We start from the raw sequence: 23,430 nt of genomic DNA, 5'->3' as shown, positions 1-23,430 counted from the left end.
TAATCAGTAGTCCGAGAAAATGTGGTTGCCTCAGAAAAAATTAAATCACACAGCTTTCACATTGGTTAGCACCGACTTCTCCACCGTCGTCTGTAAAGGTACGGACATAGTAGATAGATTTGATACCCTTGTTAAAGGCATAGTTACGAAGGATTGACAAGTCACGAGTCGTTTGTTTGTTTTCTTTCTTCCATTCGTAAAGACCTTTTGGAATGTCGCTACGCATGAAGAGAGTGAGCGAAAGTCCTTGATCCACGTGTTCAGTTGCGGCAGCGTAAACATCAATCACCTTACGCATATCCATGTCATAAGCAGAAGTGTAGTAAGGAATGGTATCTGTAGACAATCCTGCGGCAGGGTAGTAAATCTTACCTATTTTCTTTTCCTGACGTTCTTCGATACGTTGTGTAATCGGGTGGATAGAAGCAGAAACGTCGTTGATGTAGCTGATAGAACCATTTGGTGCTACAGCAAGGCGGTTTTGGTGGTAAAGTCCATCTGCTTGGACCTTTTCACGAAGTTCAGCCCAGTCAGCTGCACTTGGAATAAAGACATCTTTAAAGAGTTCTTTAACACGGTCTGATTTTGGAACAAATTCGCCTGTCACATACTTGTCGAAGTAGCTTCCGTTAGCATAGTCTGATTTTTCAAAGTTGTGGAAGGTGATACCACGTTCGCGAGCGATATTGTTTGACTCCACCAAGGTCCAGTAGTTCATAAGCATAAAGTAGATGCTTGTAAATTCAACTGACTCAGGTGATCCATACTCGATGAGTTGTTGGGCAAGGTAACTGTGAAGTCCCATAGCACCAAGACCAAAGGTGTGAGCTAAACTGTTTCCGTGGTCGATAGTAGGGACAGCTACGATGTGTGAACTATCTGTAACGAAAGTCAAAGCACGAACCATAGCACGGATAGAACGACCAAAGTCAGGTGAGGTCATCATGTTGACCACGTTGGTTGAACCAAGGTTACATGAAACGTCAGTTCCCATTTGAAGGAATTCTTGAGCATCGTTGATCAAGCTTGGTTCTTGAACTTGAAGAATCTCAGAACACAAGTTACTCATGATAATCTTACCATCAACAGGATTCGCACGGTTGGCTGTATCAATGTTGACCACATAAGGGTAACCAGATTCTTGTTGCAATTTAGAGATTTCAGTTTCCAAATCACGCGCCTTGATTTTTGTCTTGCGGATATTTGGATTTGCGACCAATTCATCATATTTTTCAGTGATGTCGATGTAGTTGAATGGCACACCGTATTCAAGCTCTACAGAGTAAGGGCTAAAGAGATACATTTCTTCATTTTTACGAGCCAATTCGTAGAATTTATCAGGCACCACAACACCAAGTGAGAGAGTTTTAACACGAACCTTTTCATCGGCATTTTCTTTCTTAGTGGAAAGGAAGGCGATGATATCTGGGTGAAAGACGTTGAGGTAGACAACCCCAGCACCTTGACGTTGCCCCAATTGGTTAGAGTAAGAGAAGCTGTCTTCAAAAAGCTTCATAACTGGTACGACACCAGAAGCAGCACCTTCATAACCTTTGATAGGTGCGCCAGCTTCACGAAGGTTGCTGAGGGAAATTCCCACACCGCCACCGATACGTGAAAGTTGAAGAGCAGAGTTGATAGAACGTCCAATAGAGTTCATGTCATCAGTTACTTGAATCAAGAAACAAGATACCAACTCCCCACGACGAGCACGACCTGCGTTCAAGAAGGAAGGAGTAGCTGGTTGGTAGCGTTGGTGGATGATTTCATTAGCAATGTCAGTCGCGATCGCCTCATCCCCATCAGCAAAATAAAGCGCATTAAAGAAGACACGGTCTTCCATACTTTCAAGATAATATTCACCGTCGTTAGTTTTCAAGGCATACTGATTGTAAAACTTGTAGGCAGCCATGAATGACTTGAATTGGAAGTTTTGGTCCTTGATAAATTGATGCAGTTCTTCCAAAAACTCTGGACGGTATTTCTTAAGAAATGCAGTTTCGATATAGTTATGTTCGATGAGGTAGTTGATTTTATCAGTGATCGAATCAAAAACCATGGTATTTGGAACCACATTTTCTTTAAAGAAGGCATCCAAGGCTTCTTTGTCTTTATGAAGCATGATTTGTCCATTGACAGGACGGTTGATTTCGTTATTGAGACGGAAGTAAGTTACGTCCTCAAGATGTTTTAATCCCATAAAATTTCCTTTATCTAATTACAAAAGAAAGGCCTCTAAGTTAGCCCTAGAAGCGAGTTTCTTCTGGATGATGTACTAAGATTATGCTAATTGTTTCAGTTTTCCTGGTTGGAAGCCTGAAAAAACTTCAGTTGGTGTTTGGATAACAGGAGCTGCGCTGAAACCGAGCTCTTTAACCTGATCAATATACTCAGGTTGCTCATCGAGATTGATCTCACGATAAGCGACATTGTTGCTATCCAAGAAACGTTTGGTCATTTTACATTGTACACAATTATTTTTAGAATAAACCGTTACCATTTTCGTAACTCCTCATAAAATTTGATTACTTTCTTAGTATATCAGAAAAAAAAACTTTGTCAAACTTTTTAAACTAAATCTTGTGCCTAAAAGTTACAGTTTTAAAAACAAAATACAAGATATAGTGGTTTTTTAAAACATGAGCTTTGACTTTCATTGAACTATCAAAGTTTATTAAAACAAAAAAACTATATCCTGTATGTTGGTAATTTATATAGAAGATTTTCAGCAAGTTATCTGAAAGGAAATTGAAGAAAGTCCATAAAACACTTGAAAAATTATCTTGAAGGTGATATAATACACTATTGTAAGGGTTATCACTTATAACTCAAATAGAAAACACTTAAAGGAGAGTCAAACTATGGCTTCTAAAGATTTCCACGTAGTGGCAGAAACAGGTATTCACGCACGTCCAGCAACATTGTTGGTTCAAACAGCTAGCAAATTTGCTTCAGATATCACTCTTGAGTACAAAGGTAAATCAGTAAACCTTAAATCTATCATGGGTGTTATGAGTCTTGGTGTTGGCCAAGGTGCTGACGTTACAATTTCAGCTGAAGGTGCGGATGCTGACGATGCAATCGCTGCTATCTCTGAAACAATGGAAAAAGAAGGATTGGCATAAGGAAATGACAGAAATGCTTAAAGGAATCGCAGCGTCAGATGGTGTTGCAGTTGCTAAAGCATATCTACTCGTTCAACCGGATTTGTCATTCGAGACTGTTACAGTCGAAGATACAAACGCAGAAGAAGCTCGCCTTGATGCCGCTTTACAAGCATCACAAGACGAGCTTTCTGTTATCCGTGAGAAAGCAGTAGGTACGCTAGGGGAAGAAGCTGCTCAAGTTTTTGACGCTCACTTAATGGTGCTTGCTGATCCTGAAATGATCAGCCAAATTAAAGAAACTATCCGTGCTAAGAAAGTGAATGCAGAAGCAGGTCTGAAAGAAGTAACAGACATGTTTATCACTATCTTTGAAGGTATGGAAGACAACCCATACATGCAAGAACGTGCAGCGGATATCCGCGACGTGACAAAACGTGTATTGGCAAATCTCCTTGGTAAAAAATTGCCAAACCCAGCTTCTATCAATGAAGAAGTGATCGTCATTGCGCATGACTTAACTCCTTCAGATACAGCTCAATTGGACAAAAACTTTGTTAAAGCTTTTGTAACAAACATCGGTGGACGTACAAGCCACTCAGCTATCATGGCGCGTACACTTGAAATTGCTGCTGTATTGGGTACAAACAACATCACTGAAATCGTTAAAGATGGTGACATCCTTGCCGTTAACGGTATCACTGGTGAGGTTATTATCAACCCAACTGATGAGCAAGCAGCAGAATTCAAGGCAGCTGGTGAAGCTTATGCGAAGCAAAAAGCTGAATGGGCTCTCTTGAAAGATGCCAAAACAGTAACTGCTGATGGTAAACACTTTGAATTGGCTGCCAATATCGGTACTCCAAAAGACGTTGAAGGTGTCAATGACAATGGTGCAGAAGCTGTTGGTCTTTACCGTACAGAGTTCTTGTATATGGATTCTCAAGACTTCCCAACAGAAGACGAGCAGTACGAAGCTTACAAGGCTGTACTTGAAGGAATGAACGGTAAACCTGTTGTCGTTCGTACAATGGATATCGGTGGAGATAAGGAACTTCCTTACTTCGATATGCCTCACGAAATGAACCCATTCCTTGGATTCCGTGCCCTTCGTATCTCTATTTCTGAAACTGGAGATGCTATGTTCCGCACACAAATCCGTGCCCTTCTTCGTGCGTCTGTTCACGGTCAATTGCGTATCATGTTCCCAATGGTTGCACTCTTGAAAGAATTCCGTGCAGCGAAAGCAGTCTTTGACGAAGAAAAAGCAAACCTTCTTGCTGAAGGTGTTGCAGTTGCGGATAATATCCAAGTTGGTATCATGATCGAAATCCCAGCAGCAGCCATGCTTGCAGACCAATTTGCTAAAGAAGTTGACTTCTTCTCAATCGGTACAAACGACTTGATCCAATACACAATGGCGGCAGACCGTATGAACGAGCAAGTTTCATACCTTTACCAACCATATAACCCATCAATCCTTCGCTTGATCAACAACGTTATCAAAGCAGCTCACGCTGAAGGGAAATGGGCTGGTATGTGTGGTGAGATGGCTGGTGACCAACAAGCTGTTCCACTTCTTGTCGGAATGGGCTTGGATGAGTTCTCTATGTCAGCGACATCTGTACTTCGTACACGTAGCTTGATGAAGAAACTTGATACAGCTAAGATGGAAGAGTACGCAAACCGTGCCCTTACAGAATGCTCAACAATGGAAGAAGTTCTTGAACTTCAAAAAGAATACGTTAATTTTGATTAATCGAAAAATCCTTGCAACTCAGTTGCAGGGACTTTTTTTGATATTTTTAAAAGAATTTTCAAGCCAATCTTTCTTATATAAAGTCCAATCTTGAGAAAATTGTGGTCAGAATAAAAAAGTACTTAACTGGTTCATAAAATTCTTGACAAGCTGCAAATTTAGGAGTAAACTATTAACCAGTTAAGTAATAGAGAGGAGTTTCTGCAATTTAGAAATGAATTGCAAATAGAAATATCAAAAAAAGAAAGTGAGTTTCGATGAAAATTAATAAAAAATACCTTGCTGGTTCTGCGGTGGCTTTGATGTTAAGTCTTTGTACTTATGAGTTGGGACTGTATCAAGCCAGAACGGTCAAGGAAAATAATCGTGTTTCCTATATAGATGGAAAACAAGCAGCGCAAAAAACGGAGAATCTGACTCCTGATGAGGTTAGCAAGCGTGAAGGCATCAATGCGGAGCAAATTGTCATCAAGATAACTGACCAAGGCTATGTTACTTCACATGGCGACCACTATCATTATTACAATGGGAAGGTTCCTTATGATGCTATCATCAGTGAAGAGTTGCTGATGAAGGATCCAAACTACCAGCTCAAGGACGAGGATATTGTCAGTGAAATCAAGGGTGGTTATGTTATCAAGGTAGATGGAAAATACTATGTTTACCTTAAGGATGCAACCCATGCTGATAATGTCCGTACAAAAGAAGAAATCAATCGGCAAAAACAAGAACATAGTCAGCATCGTGAAAGAGGAACTTCAGCAAACGATGGTGCGGTAGCCTTGGCGCGTTCACAGGGACGCTACACCACAGATGATGGTTATATCTTTAATGCCTCTGATATCATTGAAGATACTGGTGATGCCTATATCGTTCCTCATGGCAATCACTTCCACTATATTCCTAAGAGTGACTTGTCTGCCAGCGAATTGGCTGCCGCAGAAGCCTTCCTATCTGGTAGAAGTGGCCAATCAAATACGCCTACTTATCGCCGTACCAATAACAACAGTGCTAGCAGCGATGTAGATAGATGGACCCCATCCTATAATAACCAAGGCAACAGCCATACGAACACAGCTAACAACAGTAGCGACGATAACCAAGCAAGTCAAAGTGATGAGGATATTGATGGCCTTCTGAAACAACTTTATGCCTTGCCACTCAGCCAACGACACGTAGAATCTGATGGCCTTGTCTTCGACCCAGCACAGATTACAAGTCGAACAGCTAGAGGAGTTGCTGTGCCTCATGGGAATCATTACCATTTCATTCCTTATTCACAGATGTCTGAATTGGAAGAACGAATCGCTCGCATCATCCCACTTCGCTATCGTTCGAACCATAGGGTGCCGGATTCAAGACCAGAACAACCAAGTCCACAACCGACTCCGGAACCTAGTCCGAGTCCACAACCTGCACCAACTCCAAGCAATCCAATTGATGAAAAATTGGTTAAACAGGTGATTCGAAAAGTAGCTGATGGCTATGTATTTGAGGAGAATGGCATATCTAGATATATTCCTGCCAAGGAACTTTCAGCAGAAACTGCTGCAGCCATTGATAGTAAACTAGACAAGCAAGAAAGTTTGTCTCATAAACTCGGAGCTAAGAAAACCAACCTCCCATCCGGTGATCAAGGATTTTACAATAAGGCTTATGACTTGCTAGCAAGAATTCATCAAGACTTACTTGCTAATAAAGGGCGCCAAGCTGATTTTGACACTTTGGATAAACTGTTGGAACGTCTCAATGATGCCTCAAGTGATAAAGTCCAGTTGGTCGATGCTATCCTGGCCTTCCTAGCACCGATTCGTCATCCAGAACGTTTAGGAAAACCAAATGCGCAAATTGCCTACACTGATGATGAGATTCAGGTAGCCAAGTTGGCAGGCAAGTATACAACAGAAGATGGCTATATCTTTGATCCTCGTGATATCACCAGTGATGAGGGGGATGCCTATGTAACTCCACATATGACCCATAGCCATTGGATTAAAAAAGATAGTTTGTCTGAAGCCGAAAGAGCGGCAGCCCAGGCTTATGCTAAAGAGAAAGGTTTGACTCCTCCTTCAACAGACCATCAGAATCCAGGAAATACGGAGGCTAAAGGAGCAGAAGCTATCTACAACCGCGTGAAAGCAGCTAAGAAGGTGCCGCTTGATCGTATGCCTTACAATCTCCAACATACCGTGGAAGTTAAAAACGGTAGTTTAATCATTCCTCATTATGATCATTACCATAACATCAAATTTGAGTGGTTTGACGAAGGACTTTATGAGGCACCTAAGGGGTATAGTCTAGAAGATCTCTTTGCGACTGTCAAGTACTATGTCGAACATCCAAACGAACGTCCGCATTCAGATAGTGGTTGGGGCAATGCAAGTGACCATGTTCAAAGAAACCAAAATGGTCAAGCTGATACCAATCAAACGGAAAAACCATCAGAGGAGAAACCTCGGACAGACAAACCTGAGGAAGAAAAGCCACGCGAAGAGAAGCCTCAAAGTGAGAAACCAGAATCTCCAAAACCAACTGAGGAGCCGGAAGAAGAATCACCAGAGGAACCAGAAGAACCTCAGGTCGAGACTGAAAAGGTTGAAGCGAAGTTGAGAGAGGCTGAAGAGTTACTTGCAAAGATCCAAGACCCCATTATCAAGTCCAATGCCAAAGAAACTCTCACTGGCTTAAAAAATAACCTGCTATTTGGTGCTCAGGATAACAATACCATTATGGCTGAAGCTGAAAAGTTGTTGGCTTTATTAAAGGAGAGCAAGTAAAGGTAGTAGCATTTTCTAGATCCTAAAAACAGGATAGGAGAACTAGAAAAGTTAAAATCGAAAATGAGAACAGAATGTAAGTTCTAGTTCTCATTTTTTTCATGAAAATATGTAAAATATCTTGACATATAGTGTAAATAAAGATAAACTATTTACTAGTTAATTAAATGGTTAAATACTAGTTAAGGAGTAATGATGAAAAAAAGGACAATTCTACTATTAATGGCAAGTCTGTTGGTTCTTGTTTTAGGAGCATGTAGCCAAAAAGAAAAACAAGAAGCAAAAGGAATGAAGATTGTAACAAGTTTTTATCCAATCTATGCCATGGTCAAAGAGGTATCGGGGGACTTGAATGATGTACGGATGATTCAGTCAAGTAACGGGATTCACTCCTTTGAACCGTCAGCAAATGACATTGCTGCTATCTATGACGCGGATGTATTTGTCTACCATTCTCATACGCTCGAATCTTGGGCTGGAAGTCTAGATCCTAACTTGAAAAACTCAAAAGTTAAAGTTTTAGAAGCTTCTGAAGGGATGACGTTGGAGCGTGTTCCAGGTTTGGAAGATGTAGAAGCTGGTGACGGCATCGATGAAAAAACACTCTACGATCCTCACACTTGGTTAGATCCAGAAAAAGCAGGCGAAGAGGCGCAGATTATTGCGGACAAACTTTCGGAGCTTGATAGTGCTAATAAGGAAACGTATCAAAAGAATGCTAAAAACTTTATCGCTAAAGCCCAAGAATTGACTAAGAAGTACCAGTCTATTTTTGAAAAAGCGAGTCAAAAGACCTTTGTTACACAACACACAGCCTTTTCTTATCTCGCTAAACGCTTTGGTTTGAAACAACTTGGTATAGCAGGGATTTCCCCTGAACAAGAACCAAGTCCGAGACAACTAACAGAAATTCAGGAATTCGTTAAGACCTATAAGGTTAAAACCATCTTTACTGAGAGCAATGCTTCTTCTAAAGTCGCTGAGACTTTGGTCAAATCAACAGGAGTTAGCCTAAAGACCCTCAATCCTTTAGAAGCAGATCCTGAAAATGACAAAACTTACTTAGAAAATCTAGAAGAAAATATGAATGTTCTTGCAGAAGAATTAAAATGAGGAGATGATGAAAATGAAGAAGAAATACCTTGCAGCGGGATCGGCTCTTGTCCTTTCCCTAAGCCTTTGCATCTATGCATTGAACCAACACCAGGTAGAAGAAAACAAAGATAATAACCGTGTGTCTTACGTTGATGGGAAGCAAGACTCTCAAAAAACAGAAAATCAGACACCAGATCAAGTTAGCAAAAAAGAAGACATTCAGGCTGAACAAATTGTTGTGAAAATTACCGATCAAGGTTATGTGACTTCACACGGTGATCATTTCCATTATTACAATGGTAAAGTTCCTTTTGATGCAATTTTCAGTGAAGAACTGTTGATGAAAGATGCCAATTATCAACTGAAAGATGCTGATATTGTCAATGAAATCAAAGGTGGCTACATTATCAAGGTGGATGGCAAGTATTATGTCTACCTTAAAGATGCGGCTCATGCTGATAATGTTCGTACGAAGGACGAAATTGAGCACCAAAAACAAGGTCATACTCATGATGCACCAACTTCTAACAGTGCAGTGGCGCTTGCTCAATCTCAAGGTCGCTATACTACCGATGATGGCTACATCTTTAATCCGTCTGATATTATCGAGGATACTGGTGATGCTTATATTGTCCCTCATGGTGGACATTACCACTATATTCCAAAGAGCTCCTTGTCTGCTAGCGAATTGGCTGCCGCCCAAGCCTACCTCTCTGGAACTAGAAAACAGCCAAGTGTGACTGACTATCGTCCAAGTCAAAATGGGACCAGTCAAACCACTGAACCAAGTCAACAAACTGAAAGGCCAAGCAATTCAGAAGAGAGCTTACAGACTCTATTGCAACAACTCTATGCTCTTCCAAGCACTCAACGTTATGCTGAATCAGATGGCTTGATTTTTGACCCTGCTAAGATTTCAAGCAGAACACCAAGTGGCGTAGCCATTCCTCATGGAAATCACTATCATTTCATCCCATATACAAAGCTTTCTGCCTTGGAAGAAAAGATTGCTCGTATGATTCCTCTTGCTAGCGACAGTGGGAAGCCAACACCTTTGGAAAATCCAAGCAAACCAGCAGAACATCCAGCTCAACAAGATCATCATGACCAAGACGGTGGCCATGGAAGTCAGGATACCAACCATGAAGACCATGACCATGATGGAGAGGAGCATGACCACCATCACGGCGAAGAACATGATCATGGTTTTGCAGCTGATCGTGTTATTAGTGAAGATGAGCAAGGTTTTGTAGTTTCTCATGGAGATCACGCTCATTATTTCTTTAAGAAGGACTTGACTGCATCCCAAATCAAAGCTGCCCAAGATCACTTGAAAGAAAATCATCAGCCGCAGCACGTTCAACCACTTGCGAAGAGTGTAGAGTCTTTCTCAAGAGATGCTAGTGATGAAGAAAAAATCAAGTATATCTCCCAGACTTACGGAGTGCCAATCGAAGCTATCCGCATTTCAAATGGATTCTTTGTCTTTGGAAATCCGGATCAAGCCTATGACCCAACACATATCCATCCCTATGCTGTTCGAAAAGAACATGTTCGTATTCCTCTCCAAACTGGAAATCCAGAACTGGATTTCCTAAATGAACTCTATACCACTGCCTTACGTGATGGAGTGTCTCCTTACAGTTTGCAAATAGAAAATGGTAGTTTTGTGATTCCTCACGGAGACCACAATCACTACATCAAGGTTCAGACCAAGGGATATGAGGTAGCCTTGAAGAACAAGATTCCTACACTACAATCAAGCTATCAGCCTGGAGCTTTTGACGAACAAACTGTTCTTTCTAAAGTTGATCAATTGTTAGCGGAAAGTAGAAATCTCTACAAAGACCAACCTATCATGCAGAGACGGGTTGAACTTGCTTTGGGTCAATTTACCGAGAACATGAAAAAACTGGCGACTAACTCAACTGCTGGATACCTAGCAGCCTTGGAACTCTTTGATAAGCAATATATCCATGTGGATCAAAGTGTGTCTCCAGTTGAAACATCAGCTTTGGACAAGAAATATCAAGCCCTTGTAGATAAAATCAATACACTGGATACGGACACTTATGGCTTGCCTAAGAAAGATCTTTTGGTACATTTGCAGGAAGCAAAACTAGCACAGGATGAGACAGAGTTGGCTGCCATTGAAGCGAAACTTCAGGCCTTGCAAGATTTCCGAGATCGGACAGGGGTTACAACAGTAGAGTACATCAAGTATTTCTATGAACATGTATCTGATGGTCGTCTGAGAGAAGAACTTCGTAACCGTGTTGCCAAACTGACTTGGGAACTTTACCAGTCACAATCTTTCCTCAAAGCGACCGACTTGAACAAGTTATTCCCAGCCATCTACCAAACTAAACTAGAGGTGGAAGAAGCACTTAAAGACGAACCCGTATCTACAAAAGCTGGTAAGACTATTCTAGATACGGAAAAAGTAGATAGTCAAACTGCTAAGACCGCCATCTATGAATTCCTAAAAGAACTCTACGGTGATTTTATGCCAGAAGAGCGGGTTAGCCATGTTAAGAAGGAAGAAGTGGAAACTCTCCTAACAAAAGCTGACCAACTCCTAGCGCGTGTCAAAGAAGACGGGGTCAAACAATCCCTAGCTGAAGAAGCAGCTAATATCAAAGCAGCCGCAGAAAAGGAAAATGCAGACCTTGACGAAGCTAAAACCCAGCTTGAGGATCTTTTGAATCGTATTGCAGCAACTATCCAACGAGAGGAAAAACAAGCAGAACAGGATCCACAAACCGTGATCATCTACCAAAAACTCTATAATGTCTTGCTTTCTCTTCACAAGTACTTAGAGGATAATAAAGGAACCGATGCTGACTTTGAACGTGTTGATGCCCTATTTGATCAACTTGCAGCCAAAAGCAGCGATAAAGAAGGTCTCCTTACTCTAGCTAAAGAGATCATTAGCTTGAACCAGGAACTCCGTTCAAAAGCAAGTGAAACTGATAGCCAATCCAAGTCTGAGAAAGACAGTGAAACAGCTGCTTCTCAAGTTCCAGAAAAGCAAGCGAAAAGTGAGTCTGAGCCAAGTGCTCAACCAAACGAATAAAAAGAAAGGCGAAGTAGCTGAGCTACCTCGTCTTTTTTAGTCTTTATAAGCTACAATGCCAATGATGGTATCCACCGCACGCTCCATAGTCTGAAGGCTGACGTATTCAAAACGTCCATGCATGTTTTCTCCACCAGCAAAGATATTTGGAGTTGGAATTCCCATAAAGGAAATCTTAGATCCATCTGTCCCACCACGGATTGGTTCGATAATAGGCGTGATACCTAAATCTTCCATAACAGCTTTAGCAATGGTAACGGGTGTCATGTCTTTCTCGATAACTTCTTTCATATTGTAGTACTGGTCTGTCAGAGTCAAGCTAACGCGATCATTCCCAAGCTCTTGATTCATTTTGTCAGCAATGGCTTGCATAGCTTCTTTACGTGCTTCAAAGGCATCCTTTTCAAAGTCGCGAATGATGTAGCTTGCACGCGCCTCCTCGACACTACCTGACACATCCATAAGATGATAGAAACCTTGGTAGCCATCTGTCAGTTCAGGTCGGTCACTCTCTGGAAGTTGATTATGAAAATCAATTGCTAGCTGAAGGGCATTAACCATCTGCCCTTTAGCAGTACCAGGGTGGACATTGCGGCCTTGGAAATGAAGCTCAGCAGCTGCTGCTGAGAAAGTCTCGTACTGAAGTTCTCCTAGCGGACCACCGTCAACAGTATAGGCAAAGTCAACGTCAAAATCTTCAGCATCAAACTTGTTAGCTCCAACACCGATTTCTTCATCTGGTCCAAAACCAACTCGAATCTCACAGTGTTTGATTTCAGGATGAGCAGTCAAGTATTCGATTGCAGTCATAATCTCAGCAATCCCTGACTTGTCATCAGCACCCAGCAAGGTCGTTCCATCTGTTGTGATAAGCGTTTGGCCTGGATATTTTTCAAGACTCTTAAAGTCAGCTGGATCCAGTTTAAATCCAGAATCACCCAAGTCGATAACTCCACCGTCGTAATTTTCGATGACTTGCGGATTAACTCCCTCAGCATTAAAATCAGCTGTATCCATGTGGGAGATGAAGCCAATCTTACGTGTCAGGCTTGGATCGTTTGCTGGTAAGGTACCAATGGCGAAACCATTTGGGAGGTAGTAAACATTTTGCAGACCGACACGTTTCATTTCAGGAATAAGAACATTGGTCGCAAAATCTACCTGGCTTTGCGTACTTGGAGTAGTAGTAGAGTGTTCATCAGAACGCGTATTGACCTTAACATAGGTCAAGAAACGCTCTAAAAGGTTGGGATAAGTCATAAAAACTCCTTTAATATCATTTTTTTCATTGTATCATAGAATGGAGAGAAAGACAAAGAGAAGTAAATAAAAATAAAATGAATGAAAGCGTTTATTTATGATATATTTCATGGTAAAATGGTAATTGAAAAAAATATCACAAGGACATATCGATGAAAAAAGCAATTTTAATGATGACATTCGGTTCGCCAGAAGAGATTACCTTTGAGAGTGTGGCGGATTTTTTTACCAACATTCGTCGTGGAATCAGACCCAAGGATCACGAGATTCAGACTCTTTATGACAATTATGTTCGTATAGGTGGTACGCCCCTGCAGAGGATTACACGTGAGGAGGTCAATTTAGTCAAGGAACGGTTAGGAGAAGAGTATGGCATCTACTTTGCTAACAAATTTTCTCGCCCCTTTATCTCTGATGTGATCAAGCAGATGGAGGCTGATGGCGTTGAAGAGTGTATTTGTTTGATTTTAGAACCCCATTATTCCTTCTACTCGGTTATGGGGTATGAAAAGTTTCTGGAAAGCCAGCAAATCCGATTTTTAGTCATTAAGGACTGGTATCAGCAACAGCCTTTGCTGGACTTCTGGACAGATGAGATTAGCAAAATTTTACGAAACCATGTAGGAGAAGAGTCCTTTAAGGTGATCTTTTCAGCCCATAGTGTTCCAATTTTTGCCTTGGACTTTGGAGATCCTTATATCGATCAGATTTTCGATAATAGCAAGTTGATAGCAGAGCAACTCAGTCTAACAGCAGATCAGTATACCAATACTTGGCAGAGCGAGAGTGATATTGGAATCCCTTGGATCAAGCCAGATGTCTTAGAATATTTGCGAGAACAGAAACAACATCCAGAGCATTATATTTTTGTACCAATTAGCTTTATCAGTGAGCATATTGAAGTTCTTTTTGATAACGATGTAGAATGTTATGAATTATGTCAAGAATTAGGTGTCACCTACCATCGACCACCTATGCCAAACACAGACTCTCGTTTAATTGATGCTTTAGTTGATACTGTAAGAGCTAATGAACAAAAAGAATTTAAGGAATTTCTCCCAGAAGAAGAAACCTTTGATGAGCTAGCGCCTTCAGCAACCACTAAGGATATCATGGAGGAGACAGACGACCTTCAGATGCCAGAATTTGTCAAAAAGCTCATTGAGAAAAAAGGTCGTGAAAATGTGAAGATGCCTTACTTGATTAAGAAAATGCTCGAAAAGGCTGGTAAATTGCCGAAAGAGTAAAGAAAAAGGATTTAGCATGAAGCTAGATCCTTTATTTGTCTTATTTTTTCTCAAGAAGGGCTTTGATTTCTTGAAGGACTTCAAGTTCAGTTGGAGCAGCAGGTGTATCTTCAGCTGGTTCTTCTTTCTTTGTAAGACTTTGAGCTTTTTCAACAGCCTTGATAACGAAGAAAAGAACAGTACCAATCACTAAGAAGTTGATAACAGCGCTCAAGAAGCTACCATAACCAACACCATTCCATGAAAGTTCAGCGATGCGTTCAACGTTCGCCGCTTTCAAAGCTGGGTTCAAGATAAGTGGAGTGATGATATCGTTAACGAGTGAAGTTACGATAGCACCAAAAGCAGAGGCGATGATCACACCGACAGCGAGGTCAACGACATTACCACGAAGCAAAAATTCTTTAAGATCTTTTAACATTTTCATAATTTCCTTTCAAAAACTAATCTTAATTGTACCTGAAATACCTAAATATTGCAACCTTAATGCTTAATGACATCCATTTCATTTATAAAAAACGTATACTTTACTAAAAATATAGTTAAGAATGATAATCAAAACCTGCGCAATTAGCGTTTCGATGGCATTAACCTGATCTAGTTGATCGTTGACAAATTGCCCGATAATATCGGGATAAGATGTAACAAAGATATAAGTTAAAAGAACGTCAAGACCAAGAGTAGAGAGACGAGCTAAGAAAAACTTAGCCAGGCGAGTCGGCCAATTCTTTCTCTTTTGCTTAAAGACGATGGTGTCATTTGTGATAAAGGCAAAGAGAATCCCAATGATATTTGCGAGTACGGTTGCTAGGATTTCCTGGTGACTGATATGGTAAATAAGCAAACGTGATAAAATCGAGATCAGAGTAGTAGCACCACCAAAAAATAGGTAGGATAGGATTTCGTTATCAAAGAAAGTCTTTATTATTCTTTTCATGGTTTTAGTATAGCATAAAGCTGGCTATTGTGCTATACTGGTAAGGTTGATAATCTCAACCCTTGGTGCTTAGCTTCTTTCACCAAGCATATTCTACGCGGGAAACCGCCAAAGGAGAAAACATGAAAAAATTAACTGTTCGTGATATGGCAGACATCGCTATTGTTGCTGCTATCTATGTGGTTTTGACCATCACCCCACCCCTTAATGCCATTAGCTACGGTGCCTACCAGTTCCGTATTTCTGAGATGATGAATTTCTTGGCCTTTTACAACCCTAAATACATCATCGGTGTGACGATTGGATGTATGATTGCTAATTTCTTTAGCTTCGGTCTAATAGATGTCTTTGTCGGTGGGGGATCTACCCTAGTTTTCCTTAGTCTAGGTGTATGGCTATTTAGCAAGTACAAGAAAGACTATCTGTTCAATGGTTTGATTCGAAAAGATCATTTCTTCTTTTCAATCCTGTTCTCAATTTCAATGATTACCATTGCAGCAGAACTCTATATTGTCGCAGAAGCTCCATTCTTCTTGACATGGTTTTCTACTGGAATTGGTGAGTTTGCATCACTTATCGTAGGTGCGATTTTGATCAATAAACTGGGACAGCGAATCGACCTTACAAGATAAGAAGTTTTTTAAGCTAGATTCTTGCTAAATCTAGCTTTTTTCATTCCATAAAATTAAAAGAGAGCGCTTGACAATAGCATAGAACTATAGTATACTTTTTAGGTAAGCTGATTTAGCTCAGTTGGCAGAGCGCATCCATGGTAAGGATGAGGTCGCCGGTTCAATCCCGGCAATTAGCATGATAGAAACAAAATAACCTTGGGAGACCAAGGTTTTTCTTATACACCTGTGTAAATGAAGCTAAAGAGTTTTGTCTGTTGACAAAAGAGATTCTCTTTAGTAGAATAGTAGGTGCGATGAGTCGATAGGTAGTCTTCGGACTGCTATTGAGCATAAGGAGGTCATAACGCAGGAGCGGACCTTGATGAGTTGTGTGAACCTGCTCATTACATGAAGATGCCTCTTAGTCCCTGGTCAATGACTAGGGATTTTTTATTTTCAGAAAATATAACCCAAAAATGCTTTTCAATTTCTGGAAAAAGTAGTATAATACTTCTATTATAGAAATTTTTAGAAAATTCCGAAAGAGGTTAGTTATGGGATATACAGTTGCTGTAGTCGGCGCGACAGGTGCTGTCGGAGCTCAGATGATAAAAATGTTGGAAGAATCAACACTTCCAATTGATAAAATCCGTTACCTTGCTTCTGCACGTTCAGCAGGCAAGACTTTGAAATTTAAAGACCAAGATATTACGATTGAAGAAACAACTGAGACAGTTTTTGAGGGTGTTGATATTGCACTCTTCTCAGCAGGTGGTTCGACATCAGCTAAGTATGCACCATACGCAGTTCAAGCTGGAGCGGTAGTGGTGGATAATACATCTTATTTCCGTCAAAATCCAGACGTACCATTGGTTGTTCCAGAGGTCAATGCTCATGCACTTGATGCCCACAACGGAATCATTGCCTGCCCTAACTGTTCCACAATCCAAATGATGGTGGCTCTTGAGCCTGTTCGTCAAAAATGGGGCTTGGACCGTATCATCGTTTCAACTTACCAAGCGGTTTCAGGTGCTGGTATGGGAGCGATTCTTGAAACACAACGTGAACTTCGTGAAGTCTTGAATGACGGTGTGAACCCACGTGATTTGCATGCGGAAATCTTGCCTTCAGGCGGTGACAAGAAACACTATCCTATCGCCTTTAATGCTCTTCCACAAATCGATGTCTTTACTGACAATGATTACACTTACGAAGAGATGAAGATGACCAAGGAAACTAAGAAAATCATGGAAGACGATAGTATCGCAGTGTCTGCAACATGTGTACGTATTCCAGTCTTGTCCGCTCACTCTGAGTCTGTTTACATCGAAACAAAAGAAGTGGCTCCAATTGAAGAAGTGAAAGCAGCCATCGCAGCCTTCCCTGGTGCAGTTCTGGAGGATGATGTAGCTCATCAAATCTATCCTCAAGCTATCAATGCTGTTGGTTCACGTGATACCTTCGTAGGTCGTATCCGTAAAGACTTGGATGCAGAGAAAGGAATTCATATGTGGGTTGTGTCAGATAACCTTCTCAAAGGTGCTGCTTGGAACTCTGTACAGATTGCAGAAACGCTTCATGAGCGTGGTTTGGTCCGTCCAACAGCTGAGCTGAAATTTGAATTGAAATAATGGTTTAGGAGTTCGAATGAACTCCTTCTTTGAAATAGAGAGGTGTTTTCATGTCTTATCAAGATTTAAAAGAGTGTAAAATCATCACAGCCTTCATTACCCCTTTCCATGAGGATGGTTCCATCAACTTTGATGCCATTCCAGCCTTGATTGAGCATTTATTGGCCCATCACACAGACGGCATTCTCCTAGCTGGAACGACTGCTGAGAGTCCAACTTTGACTCACGATGAAGAGTTGGAATTGTTTGCGGCTGTACAAAAGATTGTCAATGGACGCGTTCCTTTGATTGCGGGTGTAGGTACCAACGATACCCGAGACTCGATCGAGTTTGTCAAAGAAGTCGCAGAATTTGGAGGGTTTGCTGCTGGTCTTGCTATCGTCCCATACTACAATAAACCTTCTCAAGAAGGGATGTATCAGCACTTTAAGGCGATTGCGGATGCTTCTGACTTACCTATTATCATCTATAACATTCCAGGTCGTGTAGTTGTCGAATTGACTCCAGAAACCATGCTTCGTTTGGCGGACCATCCAAATATCATCGGTGTCAAAGAATGTACCAGCTTGGCCAATATGGCTTACTTGATTGAGCACAAGCCAGAAGGGTTCTTGGTCTATACTGGTGAAGATGGTGATGCCTTCCATGCCATGAATCTTGGTGCGGATGGGGTTATTTCTGTTGCCTCTCATACAAACGGGGATGAGATGCACGAGATGTTTACTGCCATTGCAGAAAGCGATATGAAGAAAGCTGCAGCTATTCAGCGTAAATTCATTCCTAAGGTCAATGCGCTCTTCTCTTATCCAAGTCCTGCTCCTGTTAAAGCAGTACTTAACTACATGGGATTTGATGCTGGACCAACTCGTTTGCCATTAGTTCCAGCACCAGAAGAAGATGCCAAACGCATTATCAAGGTCGTTATTGACGGCGACTATGAGGCAACAAAGGCAACTGTAACAGGTGTCTTAAGACCAGATTACTAATAAAGACTATAAAATCCATGACCAAATGATCATGGATTTTTCTTATTTTCCTAAACAGAATTGGCTAAAGAGTTGTGTAATGAGTTCATCTGGAGCAGCATCCCCAGTGATTTCTCCGAGAATTTCCCAAGTACGAGTCAAGTCAACCTGTAGCAAATCAACTGGCATACCCAGTTCAAGACCTTCATTAACTGCTTGTAGGCTTTCAACGGCCTTCTCAATCAAGGAAATATGACGGGCATTAGATAAGTAAGTAGCATCTTGCTCGACCAAACCAGCATTTTCAAAGAAGAGGTTGTTAATGCGTTCTTCAATCTTATCAATGTTTTGATTTTTAAGAACTGAAATACGGATGATATCTTCTGGTAGTTCAGAAGTTTCAATCGCTTCTGGCAGGTCAGTTTTGTTAAGCAGAATAATGCGATTAGTATCTTGGCTGATTTCTAAGAGTTGGCGATCTTGGGCGGTCAGTGGTTCACTGGCATTTAGCACTAGTAGTACCAAGTCAGCTTCTTTTAGGGCTTTTCTAGAACGTTCGACACCGATTTGTTCCACGATATCATCTGTTTCCCGAATTCCAGCTGTATCAATCAATTTGAGTGGGACACCGTTGATGTTGACGTATTCTTCGATGACATCACGTGTAGTACCAGCAATGTCTGTAACGATAGCCTTGTCCTCACGCAAGAGGTTGTTGAGGAGGCTGGATTTCCCAACGTTAGGACGGCCGATGATAGCAGTGGAAATTCCTTCGCGAAGGATCTTACCACGTCGGGCTGTTCTAAGGAGATTGGTCAGCAGTTGTTCAAACTCCATAGTCTTCTCACGGACGACTGCAGTAGTGGCTTCTTCAACATCGTCATACTCAGGATAGTCGATATTGACCTCAACTTGGGCAAGTGTATTGAGGATTTCTTGGCGAGTATTGTTAATGAGATCAGAAAGAGAACCGTCCAATTGTTTGACTGCGATATTCATTGCCTTGTCAGTCTTGGCACGGATGATGTCCATCACCGCCTCAGCCTGTGTCAAGTCCACACGACCGTTTAGAAAGGCGCGCTTGGTAAATTCACCGGGTTCTGCCATTCGGGCTCCTTCACGGATAGCTAGCTGGAGAATTTCATTGGTCACTGCAATCCCACCATGGGTGTTAATCTCGATAATATCCTCACGAGTGAAGGTCTTTGGAGACTTCATCGCCCCAATCATAACCTCGTCCATGACCTTCCCTGTCTGCGGATCAACAATGTGACCATAGTTCAGCGTGTGGCTGGCAACCTTGCTCAAGTCTTTTCCTTTAAAAATCTTTTGCGCAATGGCAAAACTGTCAGTTCCGCTCAAACGGACAATACCAATGGCTCCTTCACCTAGTGGAGTAGAGATAGCAGCGATGGTATCAAATTCACGTGTAATCATACTAATTCCTTTTGTATTTCTTTTCTTAGGATATGTATCCAAACATCTCTTCAAATTGTAACAAAAATAGACTATTTCTTCAATGGATGCTACTTGGAGATTGAAAAAGCCTAAGCAATTCTGCTTAAGCTAGTTTATTTGGTGCGCATTTCCCCCTGTGGGAAGTAAGTTCCTTCTGGCATATCGTTGATGATGACATGAACGGCTGATTGAGGTGCTCCAGTGTTACGGACAACAGCTTCCGTTACTTCCTTAGCAAGAGCTTTCTTTTGCTCGAGCGTGCGACCTTCGAATAAATCGATGCGTACAAATGGCATAATAGCTTCCTCCACTAGTTTTTGATTTCTTCTATTTTACCACATTTTGCCGTTTAAAGCTTCAGAAAATTATGATATACTAGAATGTAGCAAAAATTTAGAAATGGACGTGAAATAATAGCATGGCACAGTTGTATTATCGTTATGGGACCATGAACTCTGGTAAGACGATTGAGATTCTCAAGGTGGCCTATAACTACGAGGAGCAAGGAAAGGGAGTTGTGATTATGACTTCTGCTCTGGATACGCGTGACGGTGTTGGCTATGTATCCAGTCGGATTGGCATGAAACGCCCAGCTATTGCGATTGAGGAAACGACGGATATCTTTGGTTATATCCAAGACTTGCCTGAGAAACCATACTGTGTGTTGGTCGATGAGGCCCAGTTTCTCAAGCGTCACCATGTTTACGACCTAGCTCGTATTGTTGATGAGTTAGACATACCCGTTATGGCCTTTGGTTTAAAAAATGACTTTCGTAATGAATTGTTCGAAGGTTCCAAATATCTCTTGCTTTTAGCAGATAAAATCGATGAGATAAAGACCATCTGTCAGTACTGTAAGAAAAAGGCGACTATGGTGTTGCGAACTCAAGATGGTGTGCCAGTCTATGATGGCGAACAAATTCAGATCGGTGGAAATGAAACCTATGTCTCAGTCTGCCGTAAACATTATTTTGCCCCTGAAAACAATAAGGAGAATGAAGAAAAATGAACATCTATGATCAACTACAAGCTGTAGAAGACCGATATGAAGAATTAGGAGAATTGCTGAGTGACCCTGATGTAGTATCAGACACCAAGCGTTTCATGGAGCTTTCAAAAGAAGAGGCTTCTACTCGTGATACCGTAACAGCCTACCGTGAATACAAACAGGTCCTTCAAAACATCATCGATGCCGAAGAGATGATTAAGGAATCTGGCGGAGATGCGGACTTGGAAGAAATGGTCAAGCAAGAGCTCAAAGATGCCAAGGCTGAAAAAGAAGAATACGAAGAAAAATTAAAAATCTTGCTCCTTCCAAAGGATCCAAACGATGATAAGAACATCATCCTTGAAATTCGTGGAGCAGCTGGTGGAGATGAAGCAGCACTTTTCGCTGGAGATTTGCTAACTATGTACCAAAAGTATGCGGAAGCCCAAGGCTGGCGCTTTGAAGTCATGGAAGCTTCTATGAATGGTGTCGGTGGTTTCAAAGAAGTGGTTGCTATGGTTTCTGGTCAGTCTGTATACTCTAAACTCAAATACGAGTCAGGTGCCCACCGTGTGCAACGTGTCCCTGTAACAGAAAGCCAAGGCCGTGTTCATACCTCAACAGCCACAGTTCTTGTCATGCCTGAAGTGGAAGAAGTAGAGTACGATATTGATCCAAAGGACCTTCGTGTTGACATCTACCACGCATCAGGTGCTGGTGGACAGAACGTCAACAAGGTTGCGACTGCCGTTCGTATCGTTCACTTGCCAACCAATATCAAGGTTGAAATGCAGGAAGAACGTACCCAGCAGAAAAACCGTGAGAAGGCTATGAAGATCATTCGTGCGCGTGTTGCTGACCATTTTGCTCAGATTGCCCAAGATGAACAAGACGCTGAGCGTAAGTCTACTATCGGTACTGGTGACCGTTCAGAACGTATCCGTACTTACAATTTCCCACAAAACCGTGTCACAGACCACCGTATCGGCTTGACCCTTCAAAAACTAGATACGATTTTGTCTGGAAAATTGGACGAAGTTGTAGATGCCTTGGTGCTCTATGACCAAACACAAAAATTAGAAGAATTAAACAAATAATGAAATTAGCTCAATTATTCTCAGATTTTGAAGAAGAGTTGATAAGACAAGGAGAGGAAGCAGAAAGCCTCTCTTTTGTCTATCGTAGCGTAAAAAATCTCTCTTTTACAGACTTTGTCTTTGCCCTTCAGCAAGAGGTAACAGAGAAAGAAAGACAATTTGTAGAAGAGATTTACCAACAGTTAGCAGCTCACAAACCAGCTCAGTATATCATTGGTTACGCAGATTTTTATGGAATGAAGCTAAAAGTGGATGAGCGAGTCTTGATTCCCCGACCAGAGACAGAGGAGTTGGTTGAGCTCATCCTGGCTGAAAATTCTGATGAGAATCTTAAGGTCTTGGATATCGGCACGGGAAGTGGTGCCATCGCCCTTGCTTTAGCAAAGAATCGTCCAGACTGGTCAGTTACAGCAGTTGATATTTCACAGGATGCACTAGATTTGGCAACTGAAAATGCTAAAGTTCAGAATCTCCAGATATTTTTAAAAAAATCCGATTGTTTTACAGAAATTTCTGAAAAATATGATATAATTGTATCCAATCCACCCTATATCTCTCGTGAAGATGAGTCAGAGGTTGGTTTGAATGTTTTGCATTCAGAACCTCATCTAGCTCTCTTTGCAGATGAGGATGGCCTAGCTATTTACCGCAGAATTGCGGAGGATGCAAAAGACTATCTCACAAATGGTGGTAAGATTTACCTTGAAATTGGATACAAGCAAGGTCAAAGTGTTCCTGCGCTTTTTAGGAAACATCTTCCTGAAAAACGGGTACGAACACTCAAGGACCAATTTGGTCAAGATAGGATGGTTGTAGTTGATGATGGACAGGATTAGACAAGAGTTGGAAAAGGGCGGAGCTGTTGTTCTACCTACAGAGACGGTTTATGGTCTCTTTGCTAAGGCCTTAGATGAAAAAGCTGTCGACCATGTTTACCAACTCAAACGTCGTCCTAGAGACAAGGCACTCAATCTTAATGTCGCTTCTCTAGAGGACATCTTGCACTTTTCAAAGAATCAGCCAACTTATCTAGAAAAACTTGTAGAGGCCTTTTTACCGGGTCCCTTGACCATTATCCTCGAAGCTAATGGCCGAGTTCCCTATTGGGTCAACTCTGGTCTAGCAACTGTTGGATTTCGGATGCCGAGTCACCCCATTACACTTGATTTGATCCGAGAGACAGGTCCTTTGATTGGGCCGTCTGCCAATATTTCAGGTCAGGCAAGTGGAGTGACCTTTGCTCAAATTTTAGAGGATTTTGACCAAGAGGTTCTGGGTCTGGATGACGATGTTTCTTTAACTGGACAGGATTCGACGATTTTGGATTTGTCTGGAGATAAGGTGAAAATCTTACGCCAAGGGGCGATCAAGCGTGAAGATATTCTTGCTCAGTTGCCAGAGATTTCTTTTGAGGAGGAATGA

General features: G+C 41.5%; 20 protein-coding genes, 1 tRNA gene and 1 riboswitch. Of the genes, 14 read left to right on the top strand and 7 right to left on the bottom strand.

Annotated features, from left to right (window positions below; all coding sequences use genetic code 11):
* Nucleotides 1-40: 40 nt before the first annotated feature.
* Both nrdE and nrdH read right to left on the bottom strand, forming a co-directional pair.
* The gene (nrdE, locus tag K1I53_RS01970) at nt 41-2,200 is read right to left on the bottom strand and encodes a class 1b ribonucleoside-diphosphate reductase subunit alpha (protein WP_061852258.1); all 2,160 of its coding nucleotides are present in this window, start codon (nt 2,198-2,200) and stop codon (nt 41-43) included.
* A gap of 81 nt (nt 2,201-2,281) precedes the next feature.
* Complete coding sequence (nrdH, locus tag K1I53_RS01965; RefSeq protein ID WP_000259240.1) at nt 2,282-2,500, bottom strand: glutaredoxin-like protein NrdH; 219 nt, start codon at nt 2,498-2,500, stop codon at nt 2,282-2,284.
* A gap of 361 nt (nt 2,501-2,861) precedes the next feature.
* Here nrdH and K1I53_RS01960 point away from each other — a divergent pair, with 361 nt between their 5' ends.
* From K1I53_RS01960 to K1I53_RS01940, 5 genes are all read left to right on the top strand, one after another.
* Nucleotides 2,862-3,125, top strand: a complete 264-nt coding sequence (locus tag K1I53_RS01960; RefSeq protein WP_000146947.1) for a phosphocarrier protein HPr — start codon at nt 2,862-2,864, stop codon at nt 3,123-3,125.
* A 4-nt stretch (nt 3,126-3,129) separates the two neighbouring features.
* Complete coding sequence (ptsP, locus tag K1I53_RS01955) at nt 3,130-4,863, top strand: phosphoenolpyruvate--protein phosphotransferase (RefSeq protein WP_049477716.1); 1,734 nt, start codon at nt 3,130-3,132, stop codon at nt 4,861-4,863.
* Nucleotides 4,864-5,120: 257 nt separating this feature from the next.
* Nucleotides 5,121-7,640, top strand: coding sequence for a pneumococcal-type histidine triad protein (locus K1I53_RS01950; RefSeq protein WP_223327912.1), 2,520 nt, complete (start codon nt 5,121-5,123; stop codon nt 7,638-7,640).
* 195 nt (nt 7,641-7,835) lie between these two features.
* Complete coding sequence (locus tag K1I53_RS01945) at nt 7,836-8,753, top strand: metal ABC transporter substrate-binding protein (RefSeq protein ID WP_223327910.1); 918 nt, start codon at nt 7,836-7,838, stop codon at nt 8,751-8,753.
* 13 nt (nt 8,754-8,766) lie between these two features.
* Complete coding sequence (locus K1I53_RS01940; protein ID WP_317628093.1) at nt 8,767-11,811, top strand: pneumococcal-type histidine triad protein; 3,045 nt, start codon at nt 8,767-8,769, stop codon at nt 11,809-11,811.
* A gap of 36 nt (nt 11,812-11,847) precedes the next feature.
* On the opposite strand, the gene pepT is transcribed toward K1I53_RS01940, so the two are convergent.
* Entirely contained in the window at nt 11,848-13,071 is a 1,224-nt protein-coding gene (gene pepT / locus K1I53_RS01935; RefSeq protein WP_223327907.1) for a peptidase T, read from the bottom strand.
* Nucleotides 13,072-13,223: 152 nt separating this feature from the next.
* Here pepT and hemH point away from each other — a divergent pair, with 152 nt between their 5' ends.
* Nucleotides 13,224-14,318: a ferrochelatase gene (hemH, locus tag K1I53_RS01930; protein ID WP_223327905.1), complete on the top strand. Its 1,095-nt coding sequence runs from the start codon at nt 13,224-13,226 to the stop codon at nt 14,316-14,318.
* A 40-nt stretch (nt 14,319-14,358) separates the two neighbouring features.
* Here hemH and mscL read toward each other — a convergent pair whose 3' ends face one another.
* Entirely contained in the window at nt 14,359-14,739 is a 381-nt protein-coding gene (gene mscL, locus K1I53_RS01925; protein WP_223327903.1) for a large conductance mechanosensitive channel protein MscL, read from the bottom strand.
* A gap of 84 nt (nt 14,740-14,823) precedes the next feature.
* Entirely contained in the window at nt 14,824-15,255 is a 432-nt protein-coding gene (locus K1I53_RS01920; protein ID WP_223327901.1) for a GtrA family protein, read from the bottom strand.
* A gap of 28 nt (nt 15,256-15,283) precedes the next feature.
* Nucleotides 15,284-15,380, top strand: a riboswitch (PreQ1 riboswitch).
* On the opposite strand from K1I53_RS01920, the gene K1I53_RS01915 reads away from it, so the two are divergent.
* From K1I53_RS01915 to dapA, 4 genes are all read left to right on the top strand, one after another.
* The gene (locus tag K1I53_RS01915; RefSeq protein ID WP_223327900.1) at nt 15,378-15,887 is read left to right on the top strand and encodes a QueT transporter family protein; all 510 of its coding nucleotides are present in this window, start codon (nt 15,378-15,380) and stop codon (nt 15,885-15,887) included. (Overlaps the previous riboswitch by 3 nt.)
* A 106-nt stretch (nt 15,888-15,993) precedes the next feature.
* Nucleotides 15,994-16,066: transfer RNA gene (locus tag K1I53_RS01910), tRNA-Thr, on the top strand.
* 357 nt (nt 16,067-16,423) lie between these two features.
* A complete protein-coding gene (locus tag K1I53_RS01905; protein ID WP_084946050.1) occupies nt 16,424-17,500 on the top strand; it encodes an aspartate-semialdehyde dehydrogenase in 1,077 nt (358 codons plus the stop codon).
* 50 nt (nt 17,501-17,550) lie between these two features.
* Nucleotides 17,551-18,486: a 4-hydroxy-tetrahydrodipicolinate synthase gene (gene dapA / locus K1I53_RS01900; RefSeq protein ID WP_223327899.1), complete on the top strand. Its 936-nt coding sequence runs from the start codon at nt 17,551-17,553 to the stop codon at nt 18,484-18,486.
* 42 nt (nt 18,487-18,528) lie between these two features.
* On the opposite strand, the gene mnmE is transcribed toward dapA, so the two are convergent.
* On the bottom strand, nt 18,529-19,902 hold the full coding sequence (gene mnmE, locus K1I53_RS01895; RefSeq protein WP_223327897.1) for a tRNA uridine-5-carboxymethylaminomethyl(34) synthesis GTPase MnmE: 1,374 nt from the start codon (nt 19,900-19,902) through the stop codon (nt 18,529-18,531).
* Nucleotides 19,903-20,036: 134 nt separating this feature from the next.
* The gene (locus K1I53_RS01890) at nt 20,037-20,219 is read right to left on the bottom strand and encodes a 4-oxalocrotonate tautomerase (RefSeq protein WP_001117401.1); all 183 of its coding nucleotides are present in this window, start codon (nt 20,217-20,219) and stop codon (nt 20,037-20,039) included.
* A gap of 122 nt (nt 20,220-20,341) precedes the next feature.
* Here K1I53_RS01890 and K1I53_RS01885 point away from each other — a divergent pair, with 122 nt between their 5' ends.
* The 4 genes from K1I53_RS01885 to K1I53_RS01870 are packed head-to-tail and all read left to right on the top strand — an operon-like array spanning nt 20,342 to nt 23,430.
* Complete coding sequence (locus K1I53_RS01885; protein WP_223327895.1) at nt 20,342-20,932, top strand: thymidine kinase; 591 nt, start codon at nt 20,342-20,344, stop codon at nt 20,930-20,932.
* On the top strand, nt 20,929-22,008 hold the full coding sequence (gene prfA / locus K1I53_RS01880) for a peptide chain release factor 1 (RefSeq protein WP_223327893.1): 1,080 nt from the start codon (nt 20,929-20,931) through the stop codon (nt 22,006-22,008). The genes K1I53_RS01885 and prfA overlap by 4 nt, the downstream gene beginning before the upstream one ends.
* On the top strand, nt 22,008-22,844 hold the full coding sequence (prmC, locus tag K1I53_RS01875; protein WP_223327885.1) for a peptide chain release factor N(5)-glutamine methyltransferase: 837 nt from the start codon (nt 22,008-22,010) through the stop codon (nt 22,842-22,844). Before prfA ends, prmC begins: the two co-directional genes overlap by 1 nt.
* A complete protein-coding gene (locus tag K1I53_RS01870; protein WP_223327883.1) occupies nt 22,828-23,430 on the top strand; it encodes an L-threonylcarbamoyladenylate synthase in 603 nt (200 codons plus the stop codon). The genes prmC and K1I53_RS01870 overlap by 17 nt, the downstream gene beginning before the upstream one ends.

Source organism: Streptococcus oralis (genome assembly GCF_019929365.1).
GTDB lineage: Bacteria > Bacillota > Bacilli > Lactobacillales > Streptococcaceae > Streptococcus > Streptococcus oralis_BT.
The sequence above is the reverse complement of the archived record's forward strand: the minus strand, read 5'-3'. Positions and strand labels throughout refer to the sequence as shown.